This is a genomic window from Pseudomonas sp. NFPP24 (genome assembly GCF_900112095.1).
GTDB lineage: Bacteria > Pseudomonadota > Gammaproteobacteria > Pseudomonadales > Pseudomonadaceae > Aquipseudomonas > Aquipseudomonas extremorientalis.
In genome coordinates this window covers 345,447-367,149 of the sequence record NZ_FOKD01000001.1, presented here as the reverse complement: position 1 = coordinate 367,149, position 21,703 = coordinate 345,447, and the positions used below count along the sequence as shown (strand labels likewise).

The window sequence follows — 21,703 nt, the reverse complement described above, 5'->3', positions numbered from 1 at the left end:
GGGCCTCGATGAGTTGAGGCGTATCCGGACACTACCACAGCGTCACAAATAAACAAGACGGCCTCAGGCGCGGGCCCGGCGCTGCTCGGCCTCGGCGCAGATGATCCGGCGCCGTGCATCGTCGGCAGAGCGCCATTCACGGATGTCTTCCACATGGCGAAAACAGCCGAGGCAGACTTTCTGCTCGTCCAGGCGACACAAACTGATACAAGGTGACGGCACCGCCGGGCTGACATTACTGAACAGCGGCTTGGGCGGACGGACGGGAGCAGGCTGGGTCACCATCAAATCTCGTCGAAATCCAGGTCGGCGCCGGCTTGTTCCTTGACCAGGCGCGCGAGCATTTCACTGAGCAGTTCATCGCTGGTGTCACACTGCCAATTGTTGTCTTCTTCGTTGAAATCAAAGTGAAAACCACCGGAACGCGCAGCCAGCCACAATTGGCGCAGCGGTTCCTGGCGGCTGAAGATCAATTGAGTGCCGTTTTCAAACTTGACGGTCAGTACACCGGCCGAGTTTTCCAGGTCCACGTCCAGGCCGCTGTCGTCGAAAATATCTTCCAGCGCCTGCTGGGTCGAATCCACCAGGTCGTGAAAACGGGCTTCGGTCAAACTCATTGTGGCAACCTCAAAAGTGTCTGGTTTTGCTCGAGCGCCGCACGATACGGGCGAGCCCCGCCGATTGCAAAGGATACCGATTCCATCACGATTGGCGGTACGAAATATCCACGGCCAGCGTAGTCCACTTCATCTCCATGTCGGCAAACCCCCGCCGGACGGGTATTCCAGCGCATAGGCAAGCTGGCGGGTGGTCGGTATACTCGGGCGCAATTAATGCATATTCAAGGATTTCGCCATGAAGCGCCTGATCTCTTCCCTTGCTGCGCTCGTCGCGGTCGCTTGCCTCGTTAGTGCCTGTGGTCAAAAAGGCCCGCTGTACCTGCCCGATGACAGCAAAGACCCGAATGAACAGGCGCAATCGTCGCAAAAACCATCCAAAGCGCATAAGCACGACACCTACGAATAAGGGTATTCCATGGACGCTTTTAACTACCGGGACGGCGAGCTGTTCGCGGAAGGCGTGGCGTTGTCCGCGATTGCCGAGCGCTTTGGCACCCCGACCTATGTGTATTCCCGTGCGCATATCGAAGCCCAGTACCGCTCGTTCACCGATGCGCTCGACGGCGTGCCGCACCTGGTGTGCTACGCGGTCAAGGCCAACTCCAACCTGGGTGTACTGAATGTCCTGGCGCGCCTCGGCGCTGGTTTTGACATCGTCTCCCGTGGCGAGCTGGAACGTGTGCTGGCTGCCGGCGGAAAAGCCGACAAGATCGTGTTCTCCGGCGTCGGCAAGACCCGCGAAGACATGCGCCGCGCCCTGGAAGTCGGCGTGCATTGCTTCAACATCGAATCCACCGATGAACTCGAGCGCCTGCAGGTCGTGGCCGCCGAGATGGGCGTTCGCGCGCCGATCTCCCTGCGCGTCAACCCGGACGTCGACGCCGGCACCCACCCGTACATTTCCACCGGTCTCAAAGAGAACAAGTTCGGTATCGCCATTGCCGACGCCGAAGACGTGTACATCCGCGCTGCCCAACTGCCAAACCTGGAAGTGCTGGGCGTCGACTGCCACATCGGTTCGCAACTGACCAGCCTGCCTCCGTTCCTGGATGCCCTCGACCGCCTGCTTGCGCTGATCGACCGTCTTGGCGAATGCGGCATCTACCTGCACCACATCGACCTCGGTGGTGGCGTGGGCGTGCGTTACCGCGATGAAGAGCCACCGCTGATCGCTGACTATATCCAGGCCGTGCGCGAGCGCATCGAAGGCCGCGACCTGACGCTGATGTTCGAGCCGGGCCGCTATATCGTCGCCAACGCGGGCGTGCTGCTGACCCAGGTCGAGTACCTCAAGCACACCGAGCATAAGGACTTCGCCATCGTCGATGCGGCGATGAACGACCTGATCCGCCCGGCGCTGTACCAGGCCTGGATGAATGTCACCGCCGTGACGCCTCGCGCCAGTGAAGCCCGCGCCTACGACATCGTCGGCCCGATCTGCGAGACCGGCGACTTCCTGGCCAAGGATCGTCAGCTGGCCCTGGAAGAAGGCGATCTGCTGGCCGTGCATTCGGCCGGTGCCTATGGGTTTGTCATGAGTTCCAACTACAACACCCGCGGGCGTACCGCCGAGGTGCTGGTGGACGGTGATCAAGCGTTTGAAGTGCGTCGCCGCGAGACGGTAGCCGAGTTGTATGCTGGCGAAAGCCTGCTGCCGGAGTAAGCCATGCTGCTGCGTTTTACCAAGATGCACGGGCTGGGCAATGATTTCATGGTCCTCGACCTGGTCAGCCAGCACGCGCATATCCTGCCCAAGCACGCTAAACAGTGGGGCGATCGTCACACCGGCATTGGTTTCGACCAGTTGCTGATCGTCGAGGCGCCGAGCAACCCGGAGGTGGATTTCCGTTACCGGATCTTCAACTCCGACGGCTCCGAAGTGGAACAGTGCGGCAACGGTGCACGCTGCTTCGCGCGCTTTGTGCTGGACAAGCGCCTGACCGCCAAGCGGCAGATCCGCGTCGAGACCAAGAGCGGCGTGATCGAGCTGGATATCCGCAGCGATGGCCAGATCAGCGTCAACATGGGCGCGCCACGCCTGGTGCCGGCGGATATTCCGTTCCAGGCCACCGAGCAGGCTGTCAGCTATGCGTTGGACGTGGACGGCAAGACCATCGATATTGCCGCCGTATCCATGGGCAACCCCCATGCCGTGCTGCGGGTCGACGACATCAACAATGCGCCCGTGCATGAATGGGGGCCGAAGATCGAACACCACCCGCGCTTTCCGGCACGGGTCAACGTGGGCTTCCTGCAGGTGATCGACCGTTCCCGCGCGAAATTGCGCGTGTGGGAACGCGGCGCCGGAGAAACCCAGGCCTGCGGCACCGGTGCGTGCGCCGCTGCCGTGGCCGCGATCAGCCAGGGGTGGATGGATTCGCCACTGCTGATCGACCTGCCCGGCGGACGCTTGTCCATCGAGTGGGCTGGCCCTGGCCACCCGGTGATGATGACCGGGCCGGCCTCGCGCGTATACGAAGGACAGGTCCGTCTATGAGTGAGCCAAGCCAATGACCGATAAGCCTCAAGTACCCGCACAAGCATCCCCGAGCAACAGCCTGGAGGCCGCTGCTGTCGCGGCGTACCTTGAGGCTAATCCGGACTTCTTCGTCGAACACGAAGAGCTGTTGCCGGCCCTGCGCATCCCTCACCAGCGCGGCGATACCGTATCGCTGGTAGAGCGGCAGATGAAGATCCTGCGCGAGCGCAACATTGAAATGCGCCACAAGCTCTCGCACCTGATGGACGTCGCCCGCGACAACGATCGCCTGTTCGAGAAAACCCGCCGCCTGATCCTGACCCTGATGGATGCCACCAGTCTTGAAGAAACGGTGATCGCGGTGGAAGACAGCCTGCGCCAGGACTTCCAGGTGCCGTTCGTGAGCCTGATCCTGTTCAGCGACAACCCGATGCCGGTGGGTCGTTGGGTCAGCGGCAGCGACGCACAAACCACCATCGGTGGCCTGCTGTCCGAAGGCAAGACCATCAGCGGCACCTTGCGTGAGCATGAGCTGGACTTCCTGTTTGGGGCCGAACAGCGCAAGCAGATCGGCTCCACTGCCGTCGTCGCCCTCAGTCATCAAGGCCTGCATGGCGTGCTGGCCATCGCCAGCCGCGATCCTCAGCACTACAAAAGCTCCGTGGGTACCTTGTTCCTGACCTACATCGCCGAAGTACTGGGCCGCGTCTTGCCGCGTTTCACCACCGCCCTGCGCGCGGTGCGCTAGCCATGGATCGGCAACTGGACGCTTACTGCGCTCACCTGCGCAACGAGCGCCAGGTGTCGCCCCATACCCTGGAAGCCTATCGACGGGACTTGAACAAGGTCCTGACGTACTGCGAAAAACAACAGATCAGCAGCTGGCAGGCCCTGGATATCCAGGGCCTGCGCAGCCTGATCGCGCGACTGCATCAGGCCGGCCAATCCTCGCGCAGCCTGTCGCGCCTGCTCTCGGCGGTGCGTGGGCTCTATCACTACCTGAACCGTGAAGGCCTGTGCGACCACGACCCGGCCAACGGCCTGTCGCCACCCAAGGGCGAGCGGCGCCTGCCCAAGACCCTGGACACTGACCGTGCCCTGCAACTGTTGGACGGTGCGGTCGAGGATGATTTCCTGGCCCACCGCGACCAGGCGATTCTGGAACTGTTCTATTCCTCGGGCCTGCGCCTTTCTGAGCTGACCGGCCTGAACCTGGATCAACTGGACCTGGCCGACGGCCTGGTGCAAGTGCTCGGCAAGGGCAGCAAGACCCGCGTCCTACCGGTAGGCCGCAAGGCACGGGAAGCATTGCAGCTGTGGTTGCCGCTGCGCCTGCTGACCAACCCGGCGGACGATGCGGTGTTCGTCAGCCAGCAAGGCCGGCGTCTTGGACCAAGGGCGATTCAGGTGCGGGTGAAGGCCGCCGGGGAGCGAGAGCTGGGGCAGAACCTGCACCCACATATGCTGCGACACTCTTTCGCCAGCCATCTGCTGGAATCGTCCCAGGACCTGCGCGCCGTGCAAGAGCTACTGGGCCACTCCGATATCAAGACCACACAGATCTATACCCATCTGGATTTCCAACACCTGGCAACGGTATACGACAGCGCCCACCCAAGGGCCAAACGCATCAAGGACGGCGACTCATGAGTATCAAGCTGATCACCTTCGACCTGGACGACACGCTCTGGGACAACGTACCTGTCATCATCAGCGCCGAGGCGTCGATGCGCGAATGGCTGGCGCTTAACGCCGCCAAGGTCGGCGATTTGCCGCTGGAACACTTCGCCAGTCTTCGCCAACAGGTGCTGGAGCGCCATCCCGAGCTGAAACACCGCATCAGCATCCTGCGTCACCGGGTGTTGATGCATGCATTTGAAGAGGCTGGTTATCCGCAGCCTGAGGCCACGGAAATGGCCGATGTGTGCTTCGAAGCATTCATTCATGCGCGCCACCAGCTCACTCCGTTTCCCGAAGCCGAGCCTATGCTCCAGGCGCTACGCCAGCACTTCCTGCTGGGTGTGATCACCAACGGCAATGCCGATGTGCAGCGTGTTGGCCTGGCGGACTACTTCCATTTTGCACTGCGGGCCGAAGATATCGGCATCGCCAAGCCAGATGCGCGGTTGTTTCAGGAGGCCTTGCAGCGTGGTGGCGTGGACGCAAGTGCGGCGGTGCATGTTGGCGATCATCCGGGGGATGACATTGCCGGGGCGCAGCAGGCGGGGTTACGGGCAGTGTGGTTTAACCCGACGGGTAAGGCATGGGAGGGGGACAAGCGACCGGATGCGCAGATTCGTAGCCTGACAGAGTTGCCGGAACTGCTGCGCAGCTGGAAGTAACACCGTAGGTCAACATGTGGGAGGGGGCTTGCCCCCGATTACAGTGGGTCAGCCAATATATTCGTTGGCTGATACACCGCTATCGGGGGCAAGCCCCCTCCCACATTTTTATCGCCGGTAACGTCCAGGCATGAAAAAACCCGCAGCGACGGCGGGCTTTTTCTTACAAGCAGGTGACTGACCTCAAATAGGTCGGCTGCCGTACTTGTTATCCGGCTTCTTCGGTGGGTCTGCCACCACGTTGGCCTCGACTTCCTGCACTTTGCCGCCTTTAGCGAGGAACTCTTCCATCGCACGGGCCAGGGCATCACGCTCTTTGTTCTTGGCTTCAACGCTTGGCAATTCATCTACCGACACAGCTGCCTTGGCTTTGCCTTTGGCGGCCGGGACAGGCGCATCATCGCCACTGTCGTCGTCGGCAACGTCTTCCGCCGCCTCAAGGCCTTCTTCGGTGTCGTCTTCGTCACCTACTTCGAGTTCGTCGTTTTCCAGATCATCGTCGCTCATGTTCTACCTCATGACTTGCGAAAAGCAGATTAGTTATAGCCCAGCTTCACCCTCTGTCGACGGCTGCCGGAAAAAAATCAACATCCACTGGTTAACCAGTGGCTTATGCCCCATCACCGTGCAAGGTGGCGAGGACTTTACGAGCACCGCCATGATCACGGTGCTCGCCCAGATAAACACCTTGCCAGGTCCCCATCGCCAAGCGGCCGGCCTTCACCGGCAAACTCAGCTGGCAGCCCAGGAGACTGGCCTTGAAGTGCGCCGGCAGGTCGTCCGGACCTTCGTCGTTGTGTTCGAACCCTGCGAGGCCTTGCGGCACCAGCGAATTGAAATAACGTTCGAAGTCACGGCGTACCGCCGGGTCGGCATTCTCGTTGACGGTCAACGAGGCCGAGGTGTGCTGCAGCCACAGATGCAACAAGCCCACGCGACAGGCCTTCAATTCAGGCAAGCCGGCCAGCAACTCATCGGTTACCAGGTGAAAGCCCCGGGGCTTGGCCCGCAGGGTAATCAGGGTCTGTTGCCACATACAGTTCTCCGCCCATCGGCGCGCATTCTAGCGCGCTCAGGGAAAAAACAAAGTGCCGAATACGCCTACATGCCTGTAAGACATTGGCATGCGGAAAAGTGCCGTGTGCATCCCATCACAAACACTGGATAAAAACCGGTACAGCTCGTTATGACTGACAAACAACAGACAAAAAAATGCCCGGCAAGCCGGGCATCTTTTTTTCGCGTACTTACAGGTTGTAGCCGCGCTCGTTGTGTTGCGCCAGGTCGAGGCCGACCGCCTCTTCCTCTTCGGTCACCCGCAGGCCCATGACCATGTCCAGCACCTTGAGGATGATGAAGGTCACGATAGCGGTGTAGATCACCGTGAAGCCGACCCCTTTGGCCTGGATCCAGACCTGTGCAGCCACGTCAGTCACCGTGCCGAAGCCGCCCAGCGCAGGGGCTGCGAATACACCGGTGAGGATCGCGCCGACGATACCGCCGATACCGTGCACGCCGAATGCGTCCAGGGAGTCGTCGTAGCCAAGCTTGCGCTTGAGGCTGGTGGCGCAGAAGAAGCAGATCACACCGGCGACCAGGCCGATCACCAGGGCGCCCATCGGCCCGACGGTGCCAGCGGCTGGGGTGATGGCTACCAGGCCAGCCACCACACCCGAGGCGATGCCCAGTGCGCTTGGCTTACCGTGGGTGATCCACTCGGCGAACATCCAGCCCAGCGCCGCAGCAGCAGTAGCGATCTGGGTGACCAGCATCGCCATGCCGGCAGTGCCGTTGGCCGCAGCGGCCGAGCCGGCGTTGAAGCCGAACCAGCCGATCCACAGCATGGCCGCGCCGATCAGGGTGTAACCGAGGTTGTGCGGTGCCATCGGGGTGGTCGGGAAGCCTTTACGCTTGCCGAGCACGATGCACGCCACCAGGCCAGCCACACCGGCGTTGATGTGCACCACTGTGCCACCGGCGAAGTCCAGCACGCCCCAGTCCCACAGCAAGCCACCATTACCGCTCCAGACCATGTGTGCGATTGGCGCATAGACGAGGGTGAACCAGATGGCCATGAAGATCAGCATCGCGGAGAACTTCATACGCTCGGCGAACGCACCGACGATCAGCGCCGGGGTAATGATGGCGAAGGTCATCTGGAAGGTGATGAACACCGCTTCCGGGAACAACGCCGCAGGCCCGGTGATGCTGGCCGGGGTCACGCCCGCCAGGAACGCCTTGCCCATGCCGCCGAAGAAGGAGTTGAAGTTGACGACGCCCTGCTCCATACCGGTCGTGTCGAACGCGATGCTGTAGCCGTAGATGACCCACAACACGCTGATCAGGCCAGTGATGGCGAAGCATTGCATCATCACGGAAAGAATGTTTTTGGAGCGCACCATGCCGCCGTAGAACAGCGCCAGGCCTGGAATGGTCATGAACAGCACCAGCGCGGTGGATGTGAGCATCCACGCTGTGTCACCGGAATTGAGGACTGGAGCCGCCACTTCGTCTGCCGCCATGGCCAGGCTTGGCATTACGATGGACAACAGGGCTCCGAGCCCTGCGAATTTACGCAGAGTCATATTGTTTTCTCCTGGGGCGTTGGGGTTTGGCGGCTTAGATTGCGTCGGTATCGGTTTCGCCGGTACGGATACGAATAGCCTGTTCCAGATTGACCACGAAGATCTTGCCGTCACCGATCTTGCCAGTGTTGGCGGCCTTGGTTATCGCCTCGATAACCCGGTCAAGATCCTTGTCGTCAATCGCGACATCAATCTTCACCTTCGGCAGGAAATCGACTACGTATTCCGCGCCGCGATACAGCTCGGTGTGACCCTTCTGCCGACCGAAGCCTTTGACCTCAGTAACGGTAATGCCCTGCACGCCGATCTCGGACAACGACTCGCGTACATCGTCCAACTTGAACGGCTTGATGATGGCAGTGACTAGCTTCATGAAAACTCTCTCCCGAATTGGTGGACTTGCCCCAGGAAAACAAACCCGTCTCAAGTCTAAGCGCAGTGCCTGGCTTTGTAACGCGTCGTCGCCTCGGCATTTGCCGTTGCGACGCCAGCGAACCACTGGTGACGAAACCTGTACCCCTGATCCGTCGGCGCACTGCATTCGTCACAGCGACTGCATCAGTGCATGGGTCATGATCGTCTAAGCAGAAACCTTGCCAGCTCCGTAAAAATCACTGAAATCAGTCCTTTGCTCACTTTTGCCCAACTGCGGGGCTTTTTGATGGCGGCAATGCGCACAAAAACAGTGCGACACCGCCCGACCCGCTGCGCGAAAAGCGTGCGCTCGCCGCCACGGAAAAGACTATAGACGCTGCGTGGTACACTGCCGGCCAACAGTATTCCGGAATATTTCCCATGCTCGCGCCCAAAGACCTCCTCGACGCCCTGAGCGGCCACGCCTCTCGCCTGTTCAGCGGCGACACCCCGCTGCCCCGCAATGAAATCGAAAGCCAGTTCAAGGCGCTGCTGCAAAGCGGCTTCAGCAAACTCGACCTGGTGAGCCGGGAAGAGTTTGATAGCCAGATGGTGGTGCTGGCCCGCACACGTGCGCGGCTGGAGAGCCTGGAGGCCAAAGTCGCTGAGCTGGAAGCCAAGATAACACCGCCCTCTGCTGAATAAACGCGGTCAGTGTGGGAGCTGGCTTGCCTGCGATGCAGACGCCTCGGTGTATCAGTTGCACGCAGGCGATGCTATCGCAGGCAAGCCAGCTCCCACATAAAGCGCTGCGAACGACTCTGGATACGTTCTGTAAAACCTCCCTCGCCTCGCATTTCTCCACCTCGTCTACCCTTGAAAAACCGCAGGAAGCGGCCCTCTTTTCAAGGAACGAGCATGTCCCTCGCCATCGTCCACAGCCGCGCCCAGATCGGCGTCGAAGCCCCTGCCGTCACCGTCGAAGTGCACATGGCCAACGGTTTGCCATCCCTCACCCTGGTGGGTTTGCCGGAAACCGCCGTCAAGGAAAGCAAGGACCGGGTGCGCAGCGCCATTCTCAACTCCGCCCTGCAATACCCTGCTCGGCGCATCACCCTCAACCTGGCACCCGCCGACCTGCCCAAGGACGGCGGGCGCTTTGACCTGGCGATAGCGCTGGGCATCCTGGCGGCCAGCGTTCAAGTGCCGGCGCTGATGCTCGATGAGGTGGAATGCCTCGGCGAGTTGGCGCTGTCCGGCGAAGTGCGAGCAGTGAAAGGCGTGCTGCCGGCCGCGTTGGCGGCACGCAAGGCCGGGCGCACCGTGATAGTGCCGCGGGCGAATGCCGAGGAGGCGTGCCTGGCCTCGGGGTTGAAGGTGATTGCGGTAGATCATTTGCTGCAGGTCGTGGCGCACCTGAATGGGCATCAGCCCATAGAGCCCTACAAGTCCGACGGCTTGCTGTACCTGAACAAGCCATACCCTGACCTGAGCGAAGTACAGGGCCAGCTCGCCGCCAAGCGCGCACTGCTGATCGCGGCGGCGGGCGCGCATAACCTGCTGTTCAGCGGCCCGCCCGGCACCGGCAAGACACTGCTTGCCAGTCGCCTGCCGGGTTTGTTGCCACCGTTGAACGAGCAGGAAGCCTTGGAAGTGGCGGCTATCCAGTCGGTCGTCAGCCTGGCACCGCTGAGTCACTGGCCACACCGACCGTTTCGCCAGCCGCACCACTCTGCATCAGGTCCGGCATTGGTGGGCGGCGGGTCGAAACCGCAGCCTGGGGAGATTACCCTGGCCCATCACGGCGTACTGTTCCTCGATGAATTGCCGGAGTTCGACCGCAAGGTGCTGGAGGTGCTGCGCGAGCCTCTGGAATCGGGCCACATCGTCATTTCCCGCGCCCGCGATCGCGTCAGCTTCCCGGCCCGCTTCCAACTGGTAGCCGCCATGAACCCCTGCCCTTGCGGGTACATGGGCGAACCCAACGGGCGTTGTCGCTGCACGCCGGAGCAGGTTCAGCGCTATCGCAACAAGCTCTCCGGCCCTTTGCTGGACCGCATCGACTTGCACCTCACTGTGGCGCGGGAAACCACCGCGTTGAATCCAACCCAGCAGGTGGGCGATAACACGGCCGAGGCATCGGCACGGGTCGCCCAGGCCCGCGATCGCCAACGGCAACGCCAGGGCTGTGCGAATTCGTTCCTTGATCTGCCAGGGCTGCGCAAGCACTGCAAGCTGACGAAGACCGATGAAGGCTGGCTGGAAACCGCCTGTGAACGGTTGACGCTATCCCTGCGCGCGGCCCATCGCCTGCTCAAAGTGGCGCGTACCCTGGCTGACCTCGAGCACGCCGATAACATCACTCGACCGCACCTGGCGGAAGCGCTGCAATATCGGCCCGCGCCGTCGGCTAGGGCGCCTCTGGGAAGTCCAGCAGCAGCCGCGCCACTTCCATCACTTCATCCAGGGCCGCTTCGGCCGACTCCATGGAGGGTTTGAGCATCAGGTCGTCGGCATAGCCCATCGCCACGGCAAAGATCTGGCGGGCAGCGCGTTGTGGCGAGTCACAACGCAAGACGTTGGCAGCCACACCCCGCTCGATCACCTCGGCGAGCATGCCTTGCCATTGGGCGTTGATCGCCAGGTAAGCCTGGGCCATTTCCGGGTCCTGCATGGCTTCGTCCCAGGCATCCAGCCACAGCGCCCACCCCGCATCGGCGGTGCTTGGCAGGCAGTCGCGCAAAAAACCCACAAAGGCTTCCAGGGGCGCTGCTTCTGCCAGGGGCGCGCGTACTTCGTCCAGCTGCTCGTTGGCAAACCGCACGAAGGCTTCGCGGCGCAGCTCCTTCCAGTCGCTGAAGTAGTGATAGACGTGGCTGCGGGACAGGCCTGCATGTTCGGCCAGGTCGCGGGTGGACACATCGGCAAAACCCTTGCTGCGAAACAGTTCCAGGGCGGCGGCGATGATCTGGTCTTTACGGTCGATACGCGACATGGGCAATTCCTTCCAGGCACCGGCAGATAAGCGGCGCTTGCTTTTTGAGCGATCGCTCAAGGATACTTGAGCAGTCGCTCAATAATAGCGTCTATCACTCCTTTGGTGCACCCCATGTCATCCGTCACACCGCAAATCCTGATCGAAGAAAGTCAGAAAATCGGCCAGCAATCCGCCGGCCAGACGCTCAAGGCCATTGCCAAAGCCTATCCGGGCAAGCTGTCCGCCACGCTGTCGCTGGTCGCGCTGGAGAACGCGCTGCTGCTGGCCTACCCTTTGTTTGCCGGGTTTGCGGTGGACGCGATCATCCGCGGCGACACGGGTAACGCGCTGCTCTACGCCGCCGTGGTCCTAGCGTTCTGGGTGGTCGGCGCGGCGCGCCGGGCGTTGGATACGCGGACTTTCACGCGGATCTACGCCGATCTGGCGGTGCCGGTGATCCTCAACCAACGCCTGCAGAACCACAGCACGTCGAAATCGGCGGCGCGGGTGGTGCTTGCTCGGGAGTTCGTCGACTTCTTTGAAAAGCATGTACCGATCATCGCCACGGCGCTGGTGTCGATTATCGGCGCGGCAGTGATGTTGATCGTGATCGAGCCCTGGGTAGGCTTGGCGTGCCTGGGCGCGCTGGTGCTGTGCATCACGTTGTTGCCACGCTTTGCCCGGCGCAACCAAGCGCTGCATGAACGGCTGAACAACCGGCTGGAAAAAGAAATCGGCCTGGTGGAAAAGGTCGGCGCACCGACCCTGCGGCGCCACTACCAGGTGCTTTCGCGCCTGCGCATCTGGCTGTCAGACCGCGAGGCGGCTGCGTACCTGTTTCTTGGCACGCTGGCCGCCTTGCTGTTTGTGGTCGCCATCAGCCAGTTGGCACAGTCACCCGCGGTCAAGGCCGGCCATATCTATGCAGTCATGACTTACCTGTGGACCTTCGTCACCAGCATGGACGAAGCCCCCGGCATGGTCGACCAACTGGCGCGCCTGAAGGACATCGGCAAGCGCGTGGACCCCGGCCTGGGCGACCGCTAGGCCTCAACGAAACCGATCTACCTCATGCCGCAAGCCTGCCGCCAGGGTCTCCAGTTCCTTGGCGGTAATCGCCAGGTTCGACACCACTTCCCGCTGCTCGCTATTGGCCAGCGCGATGCTCTGCAAGTTGCTGCTGAGCAAGGTCGCGGTGCTGCTCTGTTCCTGAGTGGCGGTGGTGATCGCGGCAAACTGCTGACCGGCCGAGCGGCTTTGCTCGTCGATACGCGCCAGGGCCGACGCCACGTCGGCGTTACGCGACAGGCCTTCCTGCATCAACACATTGCCGCGCTCCATAGTGCTGATGGCGTTGCCGGTTTCCTGCTGGATGCTCTGGATCATTCCGGAGATTTCGTCAGTGGCCTCTCGAGTACGCGACGCCAGGTTGCGCACCTCATCGGCGACCACCGCAAACCCACGGCCTTGTTCACCAGCGCGGGCAGCCTCGATGGCGGCGTTGAGCGCCAGCAGGTTGGTCTGTTCGGCAATCGAGGTGATCACACCGACGATTCCGCCGATCTCTTGGGAGCGTTGTCCCAGGGTGTTGATCACCGTGGCTGTGCTGTTGAGCGCGGCAGCGATGTGTTCCAGGGATGACGACGCCTCTTGCATCGAGTTGCGCCCGATGCGGGTTTGTTGGGCGTTTTCCTGGGCCAGGCGTTCGGTGCTGCCCATGTTGTCGGCGATGTTCAGCGAGGTGGCGCTGAACTCTTCCACCGCGCCGGCCATGCTGGTGATCTCGCCGGACTGCTGCTCCATGCCTTCATAGGCGCCACCGGACAAGCCGGACAGCGCCTGCGCACGGCTGTTGACCTCTTCAGCCGCCTTGCGGATATGCGAGACCATGGTCGACAGCGCTTCACCCATCTGGTTGAAACTGCGCGCCAGTTGGCCGATTTCGTCATGACTGGACACATTCAAGCGCGCGCTCAAGTCGCCCGCGCCCAGGGCTTCGGCCTGGCGCACCAGGTCGCCCAACGGCGCCAGCTTGCTGCGCAGCAGCCACACCGTTGCACCAACCGCCAGCAGCATGGCCAGCACGCTGCCTATGACCAGGCGGATACCGACGTCCCACGTCACCGAGCGGATCTCAGCCTTGGGCATGCTCGCGACAACGGCCCATGGCCCGCCCTCGAAGGGTACCGACACGCTGTAGAAATCTTCGTTTTTGTCTGCCCAGAAGCGCCCGGTGCCCGGCGTCTTGGCCAGGTCCAGCATCACGGGTACGGCTTGATCCAGCGCCTGCACGCCCGCCGGCGGTACAAGCCAGCGCTTCTGCTCATCCAGCAAGGCGAGGGAGCCGGTCTGGCCGATGCGGAAACGCTTGAGGTTCTCGAACTGGGCATTCTGCGCATCGGTGTAGTCGAACCCGATGAACAACACCGCGATCACCTGCCCACTGCTGTCGCGCACCGGGCTGTACTGGGTCATGTAGGAGCGGTCGAACAGCACCGCGCGGCCGATATAGGTCTGCCCGCCGAGCACCCGCTGGTAAGCCGGGCCCTGGCGATCCAGCACCGTGCCGATGGCCCGGTTGCCATCCTGCTTGGTCAACGAGGTGCTGATGCGGATAAAGTCTTCGCCGCTGCGCACGAATACCGTGGCCACGCCGCCGGACATCTGCTTGAACTCATCCACTTCATTGAAGTTGTTGTTCAACACCTGATTGCCCAGGTACAGGCTAGGCGTCTGCACACCGGCCACGGTCACAGGCTGGTCCGCATGCACGCTCAAGCCGGCGCCGAAGCGCTTTTCAAACAGCCCGCTCAAACGCTGGGTACTTTCGCGCAAGGTGCTGTGGAAGGTGTTGAGTTGGTCGGCGAGCAAACGTGCCTCGCTGGCCAGGTGCTCCTCGCGGGTAGCGAGGTTGGCGGAGTCGAGGGAACGCAAGGCAAACACGGTGCTGCCGCTGATGACGACAGCCAGAATCACGGCTAATGCCAGGCCTAACTGGGAGGCTATCCGGGCGCGAGGTTGAGACATGACGGCTCCTGGCCGAGGCCAGGATCATCCTGATCTCATAGCGTTGCTCGGCAAATTATCCAGTGGGAAACGTTGGTGTACGATGGTTCCAACACACCTACTTCGGCGAGCCGAGGCAATACTTGAGCGATCCGCAGGGGTATCACGCAAACGATTGCACAAACAGTCTGTCGCCCCTCACTCGAGGCGTTCGACCTGAGGCAATTCCATCGCCTTGACTTCCGCCTGCAGAAACTCCGCCAAGCGCCGCAAACGCTCACCGCCGGGGCGGGTTTTCGGCCATACCAGGTAGTAGTTTTCGCCACTGGCCACCGCCGTTGGCCAGGGCAGGCTCAATCGACCCTGGGCCACGTCTTCGGCCACCATCAGCAAATCGCCCATGGACACACCGTAGCCCCGCGCAGCGGCGATCATGCCCAGTTCGAGGGTATCGAATACCTGCCCGCCCTTGAGCGACACCTGGGATGACAACCCCATGCGCTCCAACCAATTGCGCCAATCGCGACGGTCGGGCGTGGGGTGCAGCAATTCAGCGGTGGCCAGGCGTGCAGCATCCCAGGGCCCGTCCTCCAGCAGGTTCGGCGCACCTACCGGGATCAGCAGCTCCGGAAACAGGTAGCTGGCCTCCCAGTCCGCCGGGAAGTGCCCGTAGCTCAGCAGCACCGCGCAGTCGAAGGGCTCCTGGTTGAAATCCACCTCGTCCACGCTCATCCACGCGCTGGTCAGTTGCACCTCATTGCCTGGCTGCAACGCGCGGAAGCGGCTGAGCCGCGCCAGCAGCCAGCGCATGGTCAGGGTCGACGGTGCCTTCATGCGCAGGATGTCGTCTTCGGCGTTCAAGGTATGGCAGGCCCGCTCCAACGCTGCAAAACCTTCGCGCACGCCGGGCAAGAGCAGGCGCGCCGCCTCGGTGAGCTGCAAGGTGCGGCCACTGCGCTGGAACAGGCGACAGGCGAAATGCTCTTCCAGCGTGCGGATATGTCGGCTCACCGCACTTTGCGTGATGGAGAGCTCCTCCGCTGCCCGAGTGAAGGAATTGTGCCGAGAGGCGGCCTCGAATGCGCGCAAGGCATACAGCGGAGCAAGGCGACGAGACATCGGTAAATTCCTGCATAGCGATCCACCAACACTATCAGATCAATACACATGAGTTTAAGTCATGTACACCATCGATTTAATCCTTTTGTGTAATTAACCCAGAGCGCCGAGAATCAAGCCTTCCCCAACCCTCTGACTTGTCGAGCGTGATGATCATGCAACATCCGGCACGTACCGAACTCTGGGCCATTCTGCGGCTGTCAGGGCCGTTGATTGCCTCACAGTTGGCACACATGCTGATGGTGCTGACCGACACCCTGATGATGGCGCGCCTGAGCCCCGAAGCCCTGGCCGGTGGCGGCCTGGGCGCGGCGACCTACTCGTTCGTGGCGATTTTCTGCATCGGCGTGATTGCCGCCGTGGGCACGCTGGTGGCCATCCGTCACGGCGCGGGCGATATCGACGGCGCCACCCGCCTGACCCAGGCCGGGCTATGGCTGGCGTGGCTGATGGCCCTGGCGGCCGGTTTGCTGCTGTGGAATCTCAAGCCAGTGCTGCTGATGTTTGGCCAGACCGAGACCAACGTGCACTCGGCCGGGCAATTCCTGACGATCTTGCCGTTCGCCCTGCCCGGCTACCTGAGTTTCATGGCCCTGCGCGGCTTCACCAGTGCAATCGGCAAGGCGACGCCAGTGATGGTGATCAGCCTTGGCGGCACGGTAGCCAACTACCTGCTCAACCACGCGCTGATCGAAGGCATGTTCGGCCTGCCCAAGCTCGGCCTGATGGGTATCGGCCTGGTCACGGCCATCGTTGCCAATGGCATGGCGCTGACGCTGATGTGGTACATCCGCAGCAACCGCACCTATGCGGCCTACCCGCTGAGCACAGGCCTGTTTCGCCTCAACACCCAGTACCTGCGCGAATTGTGGCGCCTGGGCCTGCCGATCGGCGGCACCTATGCGGTGGAGGTCGGGTTGTTTGCGTTTGCGGCGCTGTGCATGGGCACCATGGGCAGTACGCAGTTGGCGGCGCATCAGATCGCATTGCAGATCGTCTCGGTGGCGTTCATGGTGCCTGCGGGAATGTCCTACGCGGTGACCATGCGCATCGGCCAGCACTACGGCGCCGGGCAGTTGCTGCAGGCGCGCCTGGCCGGTCGTGTCGGCACCGGCTTTGGCGCGGCGATCATGCTGGGATTTGCTGCCGTGCTGTGGCTCTATTCCGACCCGCTGATCGGACTGCTCATCGACCACAACGACCCGGCGTTCCACGACGTGATCGTCCTGGCCGTCAGCCTGCTGGCCGTCGCCGCCTGGTTCGAGCTGTTCGATGGCGTGCAGACCATCGCCATGGGCTGCATTCGCGGGCTCAAGGACGCCAAGACCACCTTCCTGATCGGCGCGGGCTGCTATTGGTTGATTGGCGCACCATCGGCCTGGCTGATGGCCTTCACCCTGGGCTGGGGACCGACCGGTGTGTGGTGGGGCCTGGCGCTGGGCCTGGCATGCGCGGCAGTGAGCCTGACCTGGGCGTTTGAGGCGAAGATGAAGCGGATGATTCGCCAGGAGCCGCCGCGGCAGGAAATGTGGGAGGGGGCTTGCCCCCGATAGCGTTGGGTCAGTTGCAGATGAACTGGCTGACACTCCGCCATCGGGGGCAAGCCCCCTCCCACATTCCTAACCGAGCAAAGCTTGCTGGCTTTTGCCGAAGGTCAGGTACTCCACCAACTCCGGCAACGGCAGCGGCTTGCTGATCAGGTAACCCTGGGCCTGGTCGCAGCCAAACAAACGCAACAGCGCCAGTTGCTCAGGCGTTTCCACCCCTTCGGCCACCACCTCCAGGTTGAGGTTGTGCGCCAGGTTGATCATGGCATGCACCAGCTTGCGGTTTTCTTCGCGCTCCTCCATGCCACCGACAAAGCTCTTGTCGATCTTCAACAAGGCAATCGGCAGGCTGTTGAGGTGCACGAACGATGAGAAACCCGTACCGAAGTCATCCAGGGAAAACCGCACACCCAGGCGGCCGAGGGCATCCATGGTCTGCTTGACCAGGTCACTGCGGCGCATCACGGCGGTTTCGGTCAGTTCGAACTCCAGCCATTGCGCCTCCACGCCCCGCTCGGCAATCAGCCGGCTGAGTGTGGAGAGCAACTGGCTGTCCTGGAACTGGCGGAACGACAGGTTGACCGCCATGTGCAACGCCGGCAGGCCGCGTTCGCGTAGGTCTTGCATGTCGCGCAGGGCCCGGGAGATCACCCAGTAGCCCAGCGGCACGATCAAGCCGCTTTGCTCGGCCAACGGCACGAATTCACTTGGCGGCAACAGGCCGCGCTCGCCATGACGCCAGCGCACCAGGGCCTCCAGGCCGACGATGTGGCCGTCGTCCAGGTCCAGGCGTGGCTGGTAATGCAGCTCCAGTTCGTCACGGCGCAAGGCGCGGCGCAGCTCGCTTTCCAGGTCGGCCAGGCTGCGCGCGTTGCGGTTGATACGTTCGTTGAAGATATGAAAGGTGCAGCCTTGGGTGCTCTTGGCCTGCTGCATGGCGATATGAGCGTGCCACATCAAAGGGTCGGCACCGGCGCGAGCGCGGGCATGGGCCACGCCCAGGCTGCAACCGATCAGCAGGCTTTCGCCATCCACCCAATAGGGTTCGGCCATGACCTCGGTAATGCGCTCGGCCATCCACTCGGCACGCTGGGGTGCACGGCGGGTATCGATCAGCAGGGCGAATTCATCGCTGCCCAGGCGCGCCAGTTGGTCGCCGACCTCCAGCTGGCTCTTGAGCCGTGACACCACTTGCAGGATCAACCGGTCGCCGGCCTGGTGGCCGAGGGCATCGTTGGCGTGGCGGAAGTTGTCGAGGTCCAAGTGACCGAGGGCCAGGCCACGCCCTTCATTCTCGGCCAGACGCGCGGTCAACAGGGTCTGGAAGCCCTGGCGGTTGGCGATGCCGGTGAGCGGGTCCTGCTCGGCCAGGCGTTGCAGGGTGTTTTCCAGCACGCCGCGCTCGCGGACGTGGCGCAGGCAGCGGCGCACTGTATCGGCATCCAATACATCACGCACCAGCCAATCGCTGACGCCAAGCGGTGAAACCAGCGGTTCCTGTTCCAGCAACAACACGCACGGCAGGCTGCAACGGCCAGGCCCGGGTTGCAGGCTGGGCGTGGTCAATAGCACGGCGCTGTGGTCGTCATCGAACAGACGGCTCACGGATTCCCAGTTTGGTGCGCTGATCAGCACAGCCCCATCGCCCATCGGCGCCAGGCACTCGCGCAATAACGCTGCCCACGCGGGCTCATCGGCCAGCAGCAGCAAACGCAAGGGTTCGACAGGCGTAGACAAGCTAGCTCCCTAGACTCTGCAAAAATTCGTGGCGACGGGCATTATGACGTGCGGCCTGAGAATCACCAATGATAGGGGTTTTCAAACACGCGAACTGTGAACATTAGCCTCAAAACAACCCTCACATCCTGCGGCAAAGTATCAAAACCGGCAAATTTAGATCGAGTGGTACGTCACACTGTCGTTCTGACAGAGCAGAATCCTGCCAGCCTGTTAAAATGCCCGCCCTTTTGAACAACGACTCCCTGAATTCTGTATGTCCCGACTCAATCCCCGGCAGCAAGAAGCCGTGAACTACGTCGGCGGCCCTCTATTGGTGCTCGCCGGCGCAGGCTCCGGCAAGACCAGCGTGATCACCCGCAAGATCGCGCACCTGATCCAGCACTGCGGCATCCGCGCCCAGTACATCGTCGCCATGACCTTCACCAACAAGGCCGCGCGGGAGATGAAAGAGCGCGTCGGCACCTTGCTCAAGGGTGGCGAAGGCCGTGGCCTCACCGTGTGTACCTTCCACAACCTGGGCCTGAACATCATCCGCAAGGAGCATGCGCGTCTGGGCTACAAGCCGGGCTTCTCGATCTTCGACGAGACCGACGTGAAGTCGCTGATGACCGACATCATGCAAAAGGAATACGCAGGCGACGACGGCGTGGATGAGATCAAGAACATGATCGGCGCCTGGAAAAACGACCTGATCCTGCCGCCCCAGGCCCTGGAAAACGCACGCAACCCCAAGGAACAGACTGCCGCCATCGTCTACACCCACTACCAGCGCACGCTCAAGGCGTTCAACGCAGTGGACTTCGACGACCTGATCCTGCTGCCGGTAAAGCTGTTCGAAGAACACGCCGACATCCTCGAAAAATGGCAGAACAAGGTGCGCTACCTGCTGGTGGACGAATACCAGGACACCAACGCCAGCCAGTACCTGCTGGTAAAAATGCTGATCGGCAAGCGCAACCAGTTCACCGTGGTCGGTGACGATGACCAGTCGATCTACGCCTGGCGCGGCGCGCGCCCGGAAAACCTGATGCTGCTCAAGGACGACTACCCGTCCCTGAAAGTGGTGATGCTGGAGCAGAACTACCGCTCCACCAGCCGCATCCTGCGCTGCGCCAACGTGTTGATCTCGAACAACCCCCATGAGTTTGAAAAACAACTGTGGAGCGAGATGGGCCACGGCGACGAGATCCGCGTGATCCGCTGCCGCAACGAAGACGCCGAAGCCGAACGCGTGGCCGTCGAGATCCTCAGCCTGCACCTGCGCACCGACCGGCCTTACAGCGATTTCGCGATCCTCTATCGCGGCAACTACCAGGCCAAGCTGATCGAGCTGAAATTGCAGCACCACCAGGTGCCGTATCGCCTGTCGGGCGGCAACAGCTTTTTCGGACGCCAGGAAGTAAAAGATCTGATGGCCTACTTCCGCCTGATCGTGAACCCGGACGACGACAACGCCTTCCTGCGCGTGATCAACGTGCCGCGTCGCGAGATCGGCTCCACCACCCTGGAAAAGCTCGGCAACTACGCCACTGAGCGCAAGATCTCGATGTACGCCGCCACCGACGAGATCGGCCTGGGCGAACACCTGGACTCGCGCTTCACCGATCGCCTGTCGCGCTTCAAGCGCTTCATGGACAAGGTGCGCGAGCAGTGCGCCGGCGAAGACCCGATCAGCGCGCTGCGCAGCATGGTCATGGACATCGACTACGAGAACTGGCTGCGCACCAACAGTTCCAGCGACAAGGCCGCGGATTACCGCATGAGCAACGTCTGGTTCCTGATCGAAGCGCTGAAGAACACCCTGGAAAAAGACGAAGACGGCGAGATGACCGTCGAAGACGCCATCGGCAAGCTGGTGCTGCGCGACATGCTCGAACGCCAGCAGGAAGAGGAAGACGGCGCCGAAGGTGTACAGATGATGACCTTGCATGCCTCCAAGGGCCTGGAATTCCCCTACGTGTTCATCATGGGCATGGAAGAGGAAATCCTCCCGCACCGTTCCAGCATCGAAGCCGACACCATCGAAGAGGAACGCCGCCTGGCCTACGTGGGTATTACCCGCGCGCGTCAGACCCTGGCCTTCACCTTTGCCGCCAAGCGCAAGCAGTACGGCGAAATCATCGATTGTGCCCCCAGCCGGTTCCTGGATGAACTGCCGCCGGACGACCTGGCCTGGGAAGGCAATGACGACACCCCGACCGAGGTGAAGGCCGTTCGCGGCAACACAGCCCTGGCGGACATACGCGCAATGTTAAAGCGCTAGAATCGACTACTTTTCAATCTACTTTCGGCGCACAACGCGCCATTAGAGGAAGCTTTCCGTGGAAGCACTGCACAAGAAAATTCGCGAAGAAGGCATCGTGCTTTCCGATCAGGTACTCAAGGTCGACGCCTTTCTGAACCACCAGATCGACCCGGCACTGATGAAGTTGATCGGCGACGAATTCGCCGCGCTGTTCAAGGACTCGGGCATCACCAAGATCGTCACCATCGAAGCGTCGGGCATAGCGCCAGCGATCATGACCGGCCTGAACCTGGGTGTACCGGTGATCTTCGCGCGTAAGCAACAGTCCCTGACCCTGACCGAAAACCTGCTGTCGGCAACGGTGTATTCCTTCACCAAGAAAGTCGAAAGCACCGTGGCGATCTCGCCGCGCCACCTGACCAGCAGCGACCGCGTGCTGGTGATTGATGACTTCCTGGCCAACGGCAAGGCATCCCAGGCGCTGATCTCGATCATCAAGCAGGCCGGCGCGACCGTGGCAGGCTTGGGGATCGTGATCGAGAAGTCGTTCCAGGGCGGCCGTGCGGAATTGGATGCGCAGGGTTATCGGGTTGAATCGCTGGCGCGGGTCAAGTCGCTGGAAGGTGGCGTCGTCACCTTCATCGAATAACTCCTGCCTCAAAGTGGTGGTAAAAGTGGGAGGGGGCTTG

Annotated in this window: 21 protein-coding genes and 1 pseudogene; 12 read left to right on the top strand and 10 right to left on the bottom strand. The window is 61.8% G+C overall.

The genetic code is table 11. The features are described from left to right. Positions 1-63 precede the first annotated feature (63 nt). Complete coding sequence (locus tag BM026_RS01650) at positions 64-282, bottom strand: DUF1289 domain-containing protein (protein ID WP_092242377.1); 219 nt, start codon at positions 280-282, stop codon at positions 64-66. A 2-nt stretch (positions 283-284) separates the two neighbouring features. Further along, complete coding sequence (gene cyaY, locus BM026_RS01645) at positions 285-617, bottom strand: iron donor protein CyaY (RefSeq protein WP_092241718.1); 333 nt, start codon at positions 615-617, stop codon at positions 285-287. A 238-nt stretch (positions 618-855) separates the two neighbouring features. Here cyaY and BM026_RS01640 point away from each other — a divergent pair, with 238 nt between their 5' ends. Genes BM026_RS01640 through BM026_RS01615 form a run of 6 tightly spaced genes read left to right on the top strand, consistent with a single transcriptional unit; the run spans position 856 to position 5,441 of the window. After that, a complete protein-coding gene (locus BM026_RS01640) occupies positions 856-1,026 on the top strand; it encodes an LPS translocon maturation chaperone LptM (RefSeq protein WP_010207449.1) in 171 nt (56 codons plus the stop codon). Positions 1,027-1,035: 9 nt separating this feature from the next. Next, positions 1,036-2,283 (top strand): diaminopimelate decarboxylase, encoded by a 1,248-nt coding sequence (lysA, locus tag BM026_RS01635; protein ID WP_092241716.1) that lies wholly within the window; start codon positions 1,036-1,038, stop codon positions 2,281-2,283. A gap of 3 nt (positions 2,284-2,286) precedes the next feature. Next, on the top strand, positions 2,287-3,117 hold the full coding sequence (gene dapF / locus BM026_RS01630) for a diaminopimelate epimerase (protein ID WP_093120442.1): 831 nt from the start codon (positions 2,287-2,289) through the stop codon (positions 3,115-3,117). A 13-nt stretch (positions 3,118-3,130) separates the two neighbouring features. Then, complete coding sequence (locus BM026_RS01625; RefSeq protein ID WP_071488047.1) at positions 3,131-3,847, top strand: DUF484 family protein; 717 nt, start codon at positions 3,131-3,133, stop codon at positions 3,845-3,847. 2 nt (positions 3,848-3,849) lie between these two features. Next, entirely contained in the window at positions 3,850-4,749 is a 900-nt protein-coding gene (gene xerC, locus BM026_RS01620) for a tyrosine recombinase XerC (protein WP_093514194.1), read from the top strand. Then, complete coding sequence (locus BM026_RS01615; protein ID WP_092241710.1) at positions 4,746-5,441, top strand: HAD family hydrolase; 696 nt, start codon at positions 4,746-4,748, stop codon at positions 5,439-5,441. Before xerC ends, BM026_RS01615 begins: the two co-directional genes overlap by 4 nt. A gap of 183 nt (positions 5,442-5,624) precedes the next feature. Here BM026_RS01615 and sutA read toward each other — a convergent pair whose 3' ends face one another. From sutA to glnK, 4 genes are all read right to left on the bottom strand, one after another. Further along, positions 5,625-5,948, bottom strand: coding sequence for a transcriptional regulator SutA (sutA, locus tag BM026_RS01610; RefSeq protein ID WP_092241708.1), 324 nt, complete (start codon positions 5,946-5,948; stop codon positions 5,625-5,627). A gap of 103 nt (positions 5,949-6,051) precedes the next feature. Beyond that, positions 6,052-6,477 (bottom strand): secondary thiamine-phosphate synthase enzyme YjbQ, encoded by a 426-nt coding sequence (locus BM026_RS01605; RefSeq protein ID WP_010567185.1) that lies wholly within the window; start codon positions 6,475-6,477, stop codon positions 6,052-6,054. 211 nt (positions 6,478-6,688) lie between these two features. Further along, on the bottom strand, positions 6,689-8,026 hold the full coding sequence (locus tag BM026_RS01600) for an ammonium transporter (protein ID WP_071488051.1): 1,338 nt from the start codon (positions 8,024-8,026) through the stop codon (positions 6,689-6,691). 34 nt (positions 8,027-8,060) lie between these two features. Then, positions 8,061-8,399 (bottom strand): P-II family nitrogen regulator, encoded by a 339-nt coding sequence (glnK, locus tag BM026_RS01595; RefSeq protein WP_002555808.1) that lies wholly within the window; start codon positions 8,397-8,399, stop codon positions 8,061-8,063. Between the two features lie 422 nt (positions 8,400-8,821). On the opposite strand from glnK, the gene BM026_RS01590 reads away from it, so the two are divergent. After that, positions 8,822-9,085, top strand: coding sequence for an accessory factor UbiK family protein (locus BM026_RS01590; protein ID WP_093527180.1), 264 nt, complete (start codon positions 8,822-8,824; stop codon positions 9,083-9,085). Between the two features lie 213 nt (positions 9,086-9,298). Next, positions 9,299-10,789: pseudogene (locus BM026_RS01585) on the top strand (YifB family Mg chelatase-like AAA ATPase); the annotation flags it as partial. A 1-nt stretch (position 10,790) separates the two neighbouring features. Here BM026_RS01585 and BM026_RS01580 read toward each other — a convergent pair. Next, positions 10,791-11,375, bottom strand: coding sequence for a TetR/AcrR family transcriptional regulator (locus BM026_RS01580; protein WP_071488054.1), 585 nt, complete (start codon positions 11,373-11,375; stop codon positions 10,791-10,793). Between the two features lie 114 nt (positions 11,376-11,489). Between BM026_RS01580 and BM026_RS01575 the strand changes: the two genes are divergently transcribed. Next, positions 11,490-12,404 carry an ABC transporter six-transmembrane domain-containing protein gene (locus tag BM026_RS01575; RefSeq protein WP_093120431.1) on the top strand — a complete coding sequence of 305 codons (915 nt, stop codon included), beginning with the start codon at positions 11,490-11,492 and terminating at the stop codon, positions 12,402-12,404. Positions 12,405-12,407: 3 nt separating this feature from the next. Here BM026_RS01575 and BM026_RS01570 read toward each other — a convergent pair whose 3' ends face one another. Continuing rightward, positions 12,408-14,384, bottom strand: coding sequence for a methyl-accepting chemotaxis protein (locus BM026_RS01570; protein WP_092241702.1), 1,977 nt, complete (start codon positions 14,382-14,384; stop codon positions 12,408-12,410). 177 nt (positions 14,385-14,561) lie between these two features. Further along, positions 14,562-15,482 (bottom strand): LysR substrate-binding domain-containing protein, encoded by a 921-nt coding sequence (locus BM026_RS01565; protein ID WP_058424225.1) that lies wholly within the window; start codon positions 15,480-15,482, stop codon positions 14,562-14,564. A 149-nt stretch (positions 15,483-15,631) separates the two neighbouring features. On the opposite strand from BM026_RS01565, the gene BM026_RS01560 reads away from it, so the two are divergent. Continuing rightward, positions 15,632-17,035 carry a NorM family multidrug efflux MATE transporter gene (locus BM026_RS01560; protein WP_093527178.1) on the top strand — a complete coding sequence of 468 codons (1,404 nt, stop codon included), beginning with the start codon at positions 15,632-15,634 and terminating at the stop codon, positions 17,033-17,035. Positions 17,036-17,101: 66 nt separating this feature from the next. On the opposite strand, the gene BM026_RS01555 is transcribed toward BM026_RS01560, so the two are convergent. After that, positions 17,102-18,766 carry a putative bifunctional diguanylate cyclase/phosphodiesterase gene (locus tag BM026_RS01555; RefSeq protein ID WP_071488058.1) on the bottom strand — a complete coding sequence of 555 codons (1,665 nt, stop codon included), beginning with the start codon at positions 18,764-18,766 and terminating at the stop codon, positions 17,102-17,104. Between the two features lie 256 nt (positions 18,767-19,022). Here BM026_RS01555 and rep point away from each other — a divergent pair, with 256 nt between their 5' ends. Together rep and BM026_RS01545 are read left to right on the top strand one after the other, a co-directional pair. Then, positions 19,023-21,032, top strand: a complete 2,010-nt coding sequence (rep, locus tag BM026_RS01550) for a DNA helicase Rep (protein ID WP_071488059.1) — start codon at positions 19,023-19,025, stop codon at positions 21,030-21,032. Between the two features lie 58 nt (positions 21,033-21,090). After that, positions 21,091-21,663 carry a xanthine phosphoribosyltransferase gene (locus tag BM026_RS01545; RefSeq protein ID WP_025856334.1) on the top strand — a complete coding sequence of 191 codons (573 nt, stop codon included), beginning with the start codon at positions 21,091-21,093 and terminating at the stop codon, positions 21,661-21,663. Positions 21,664-21,703: the final 40 nt, after the last annotated feature.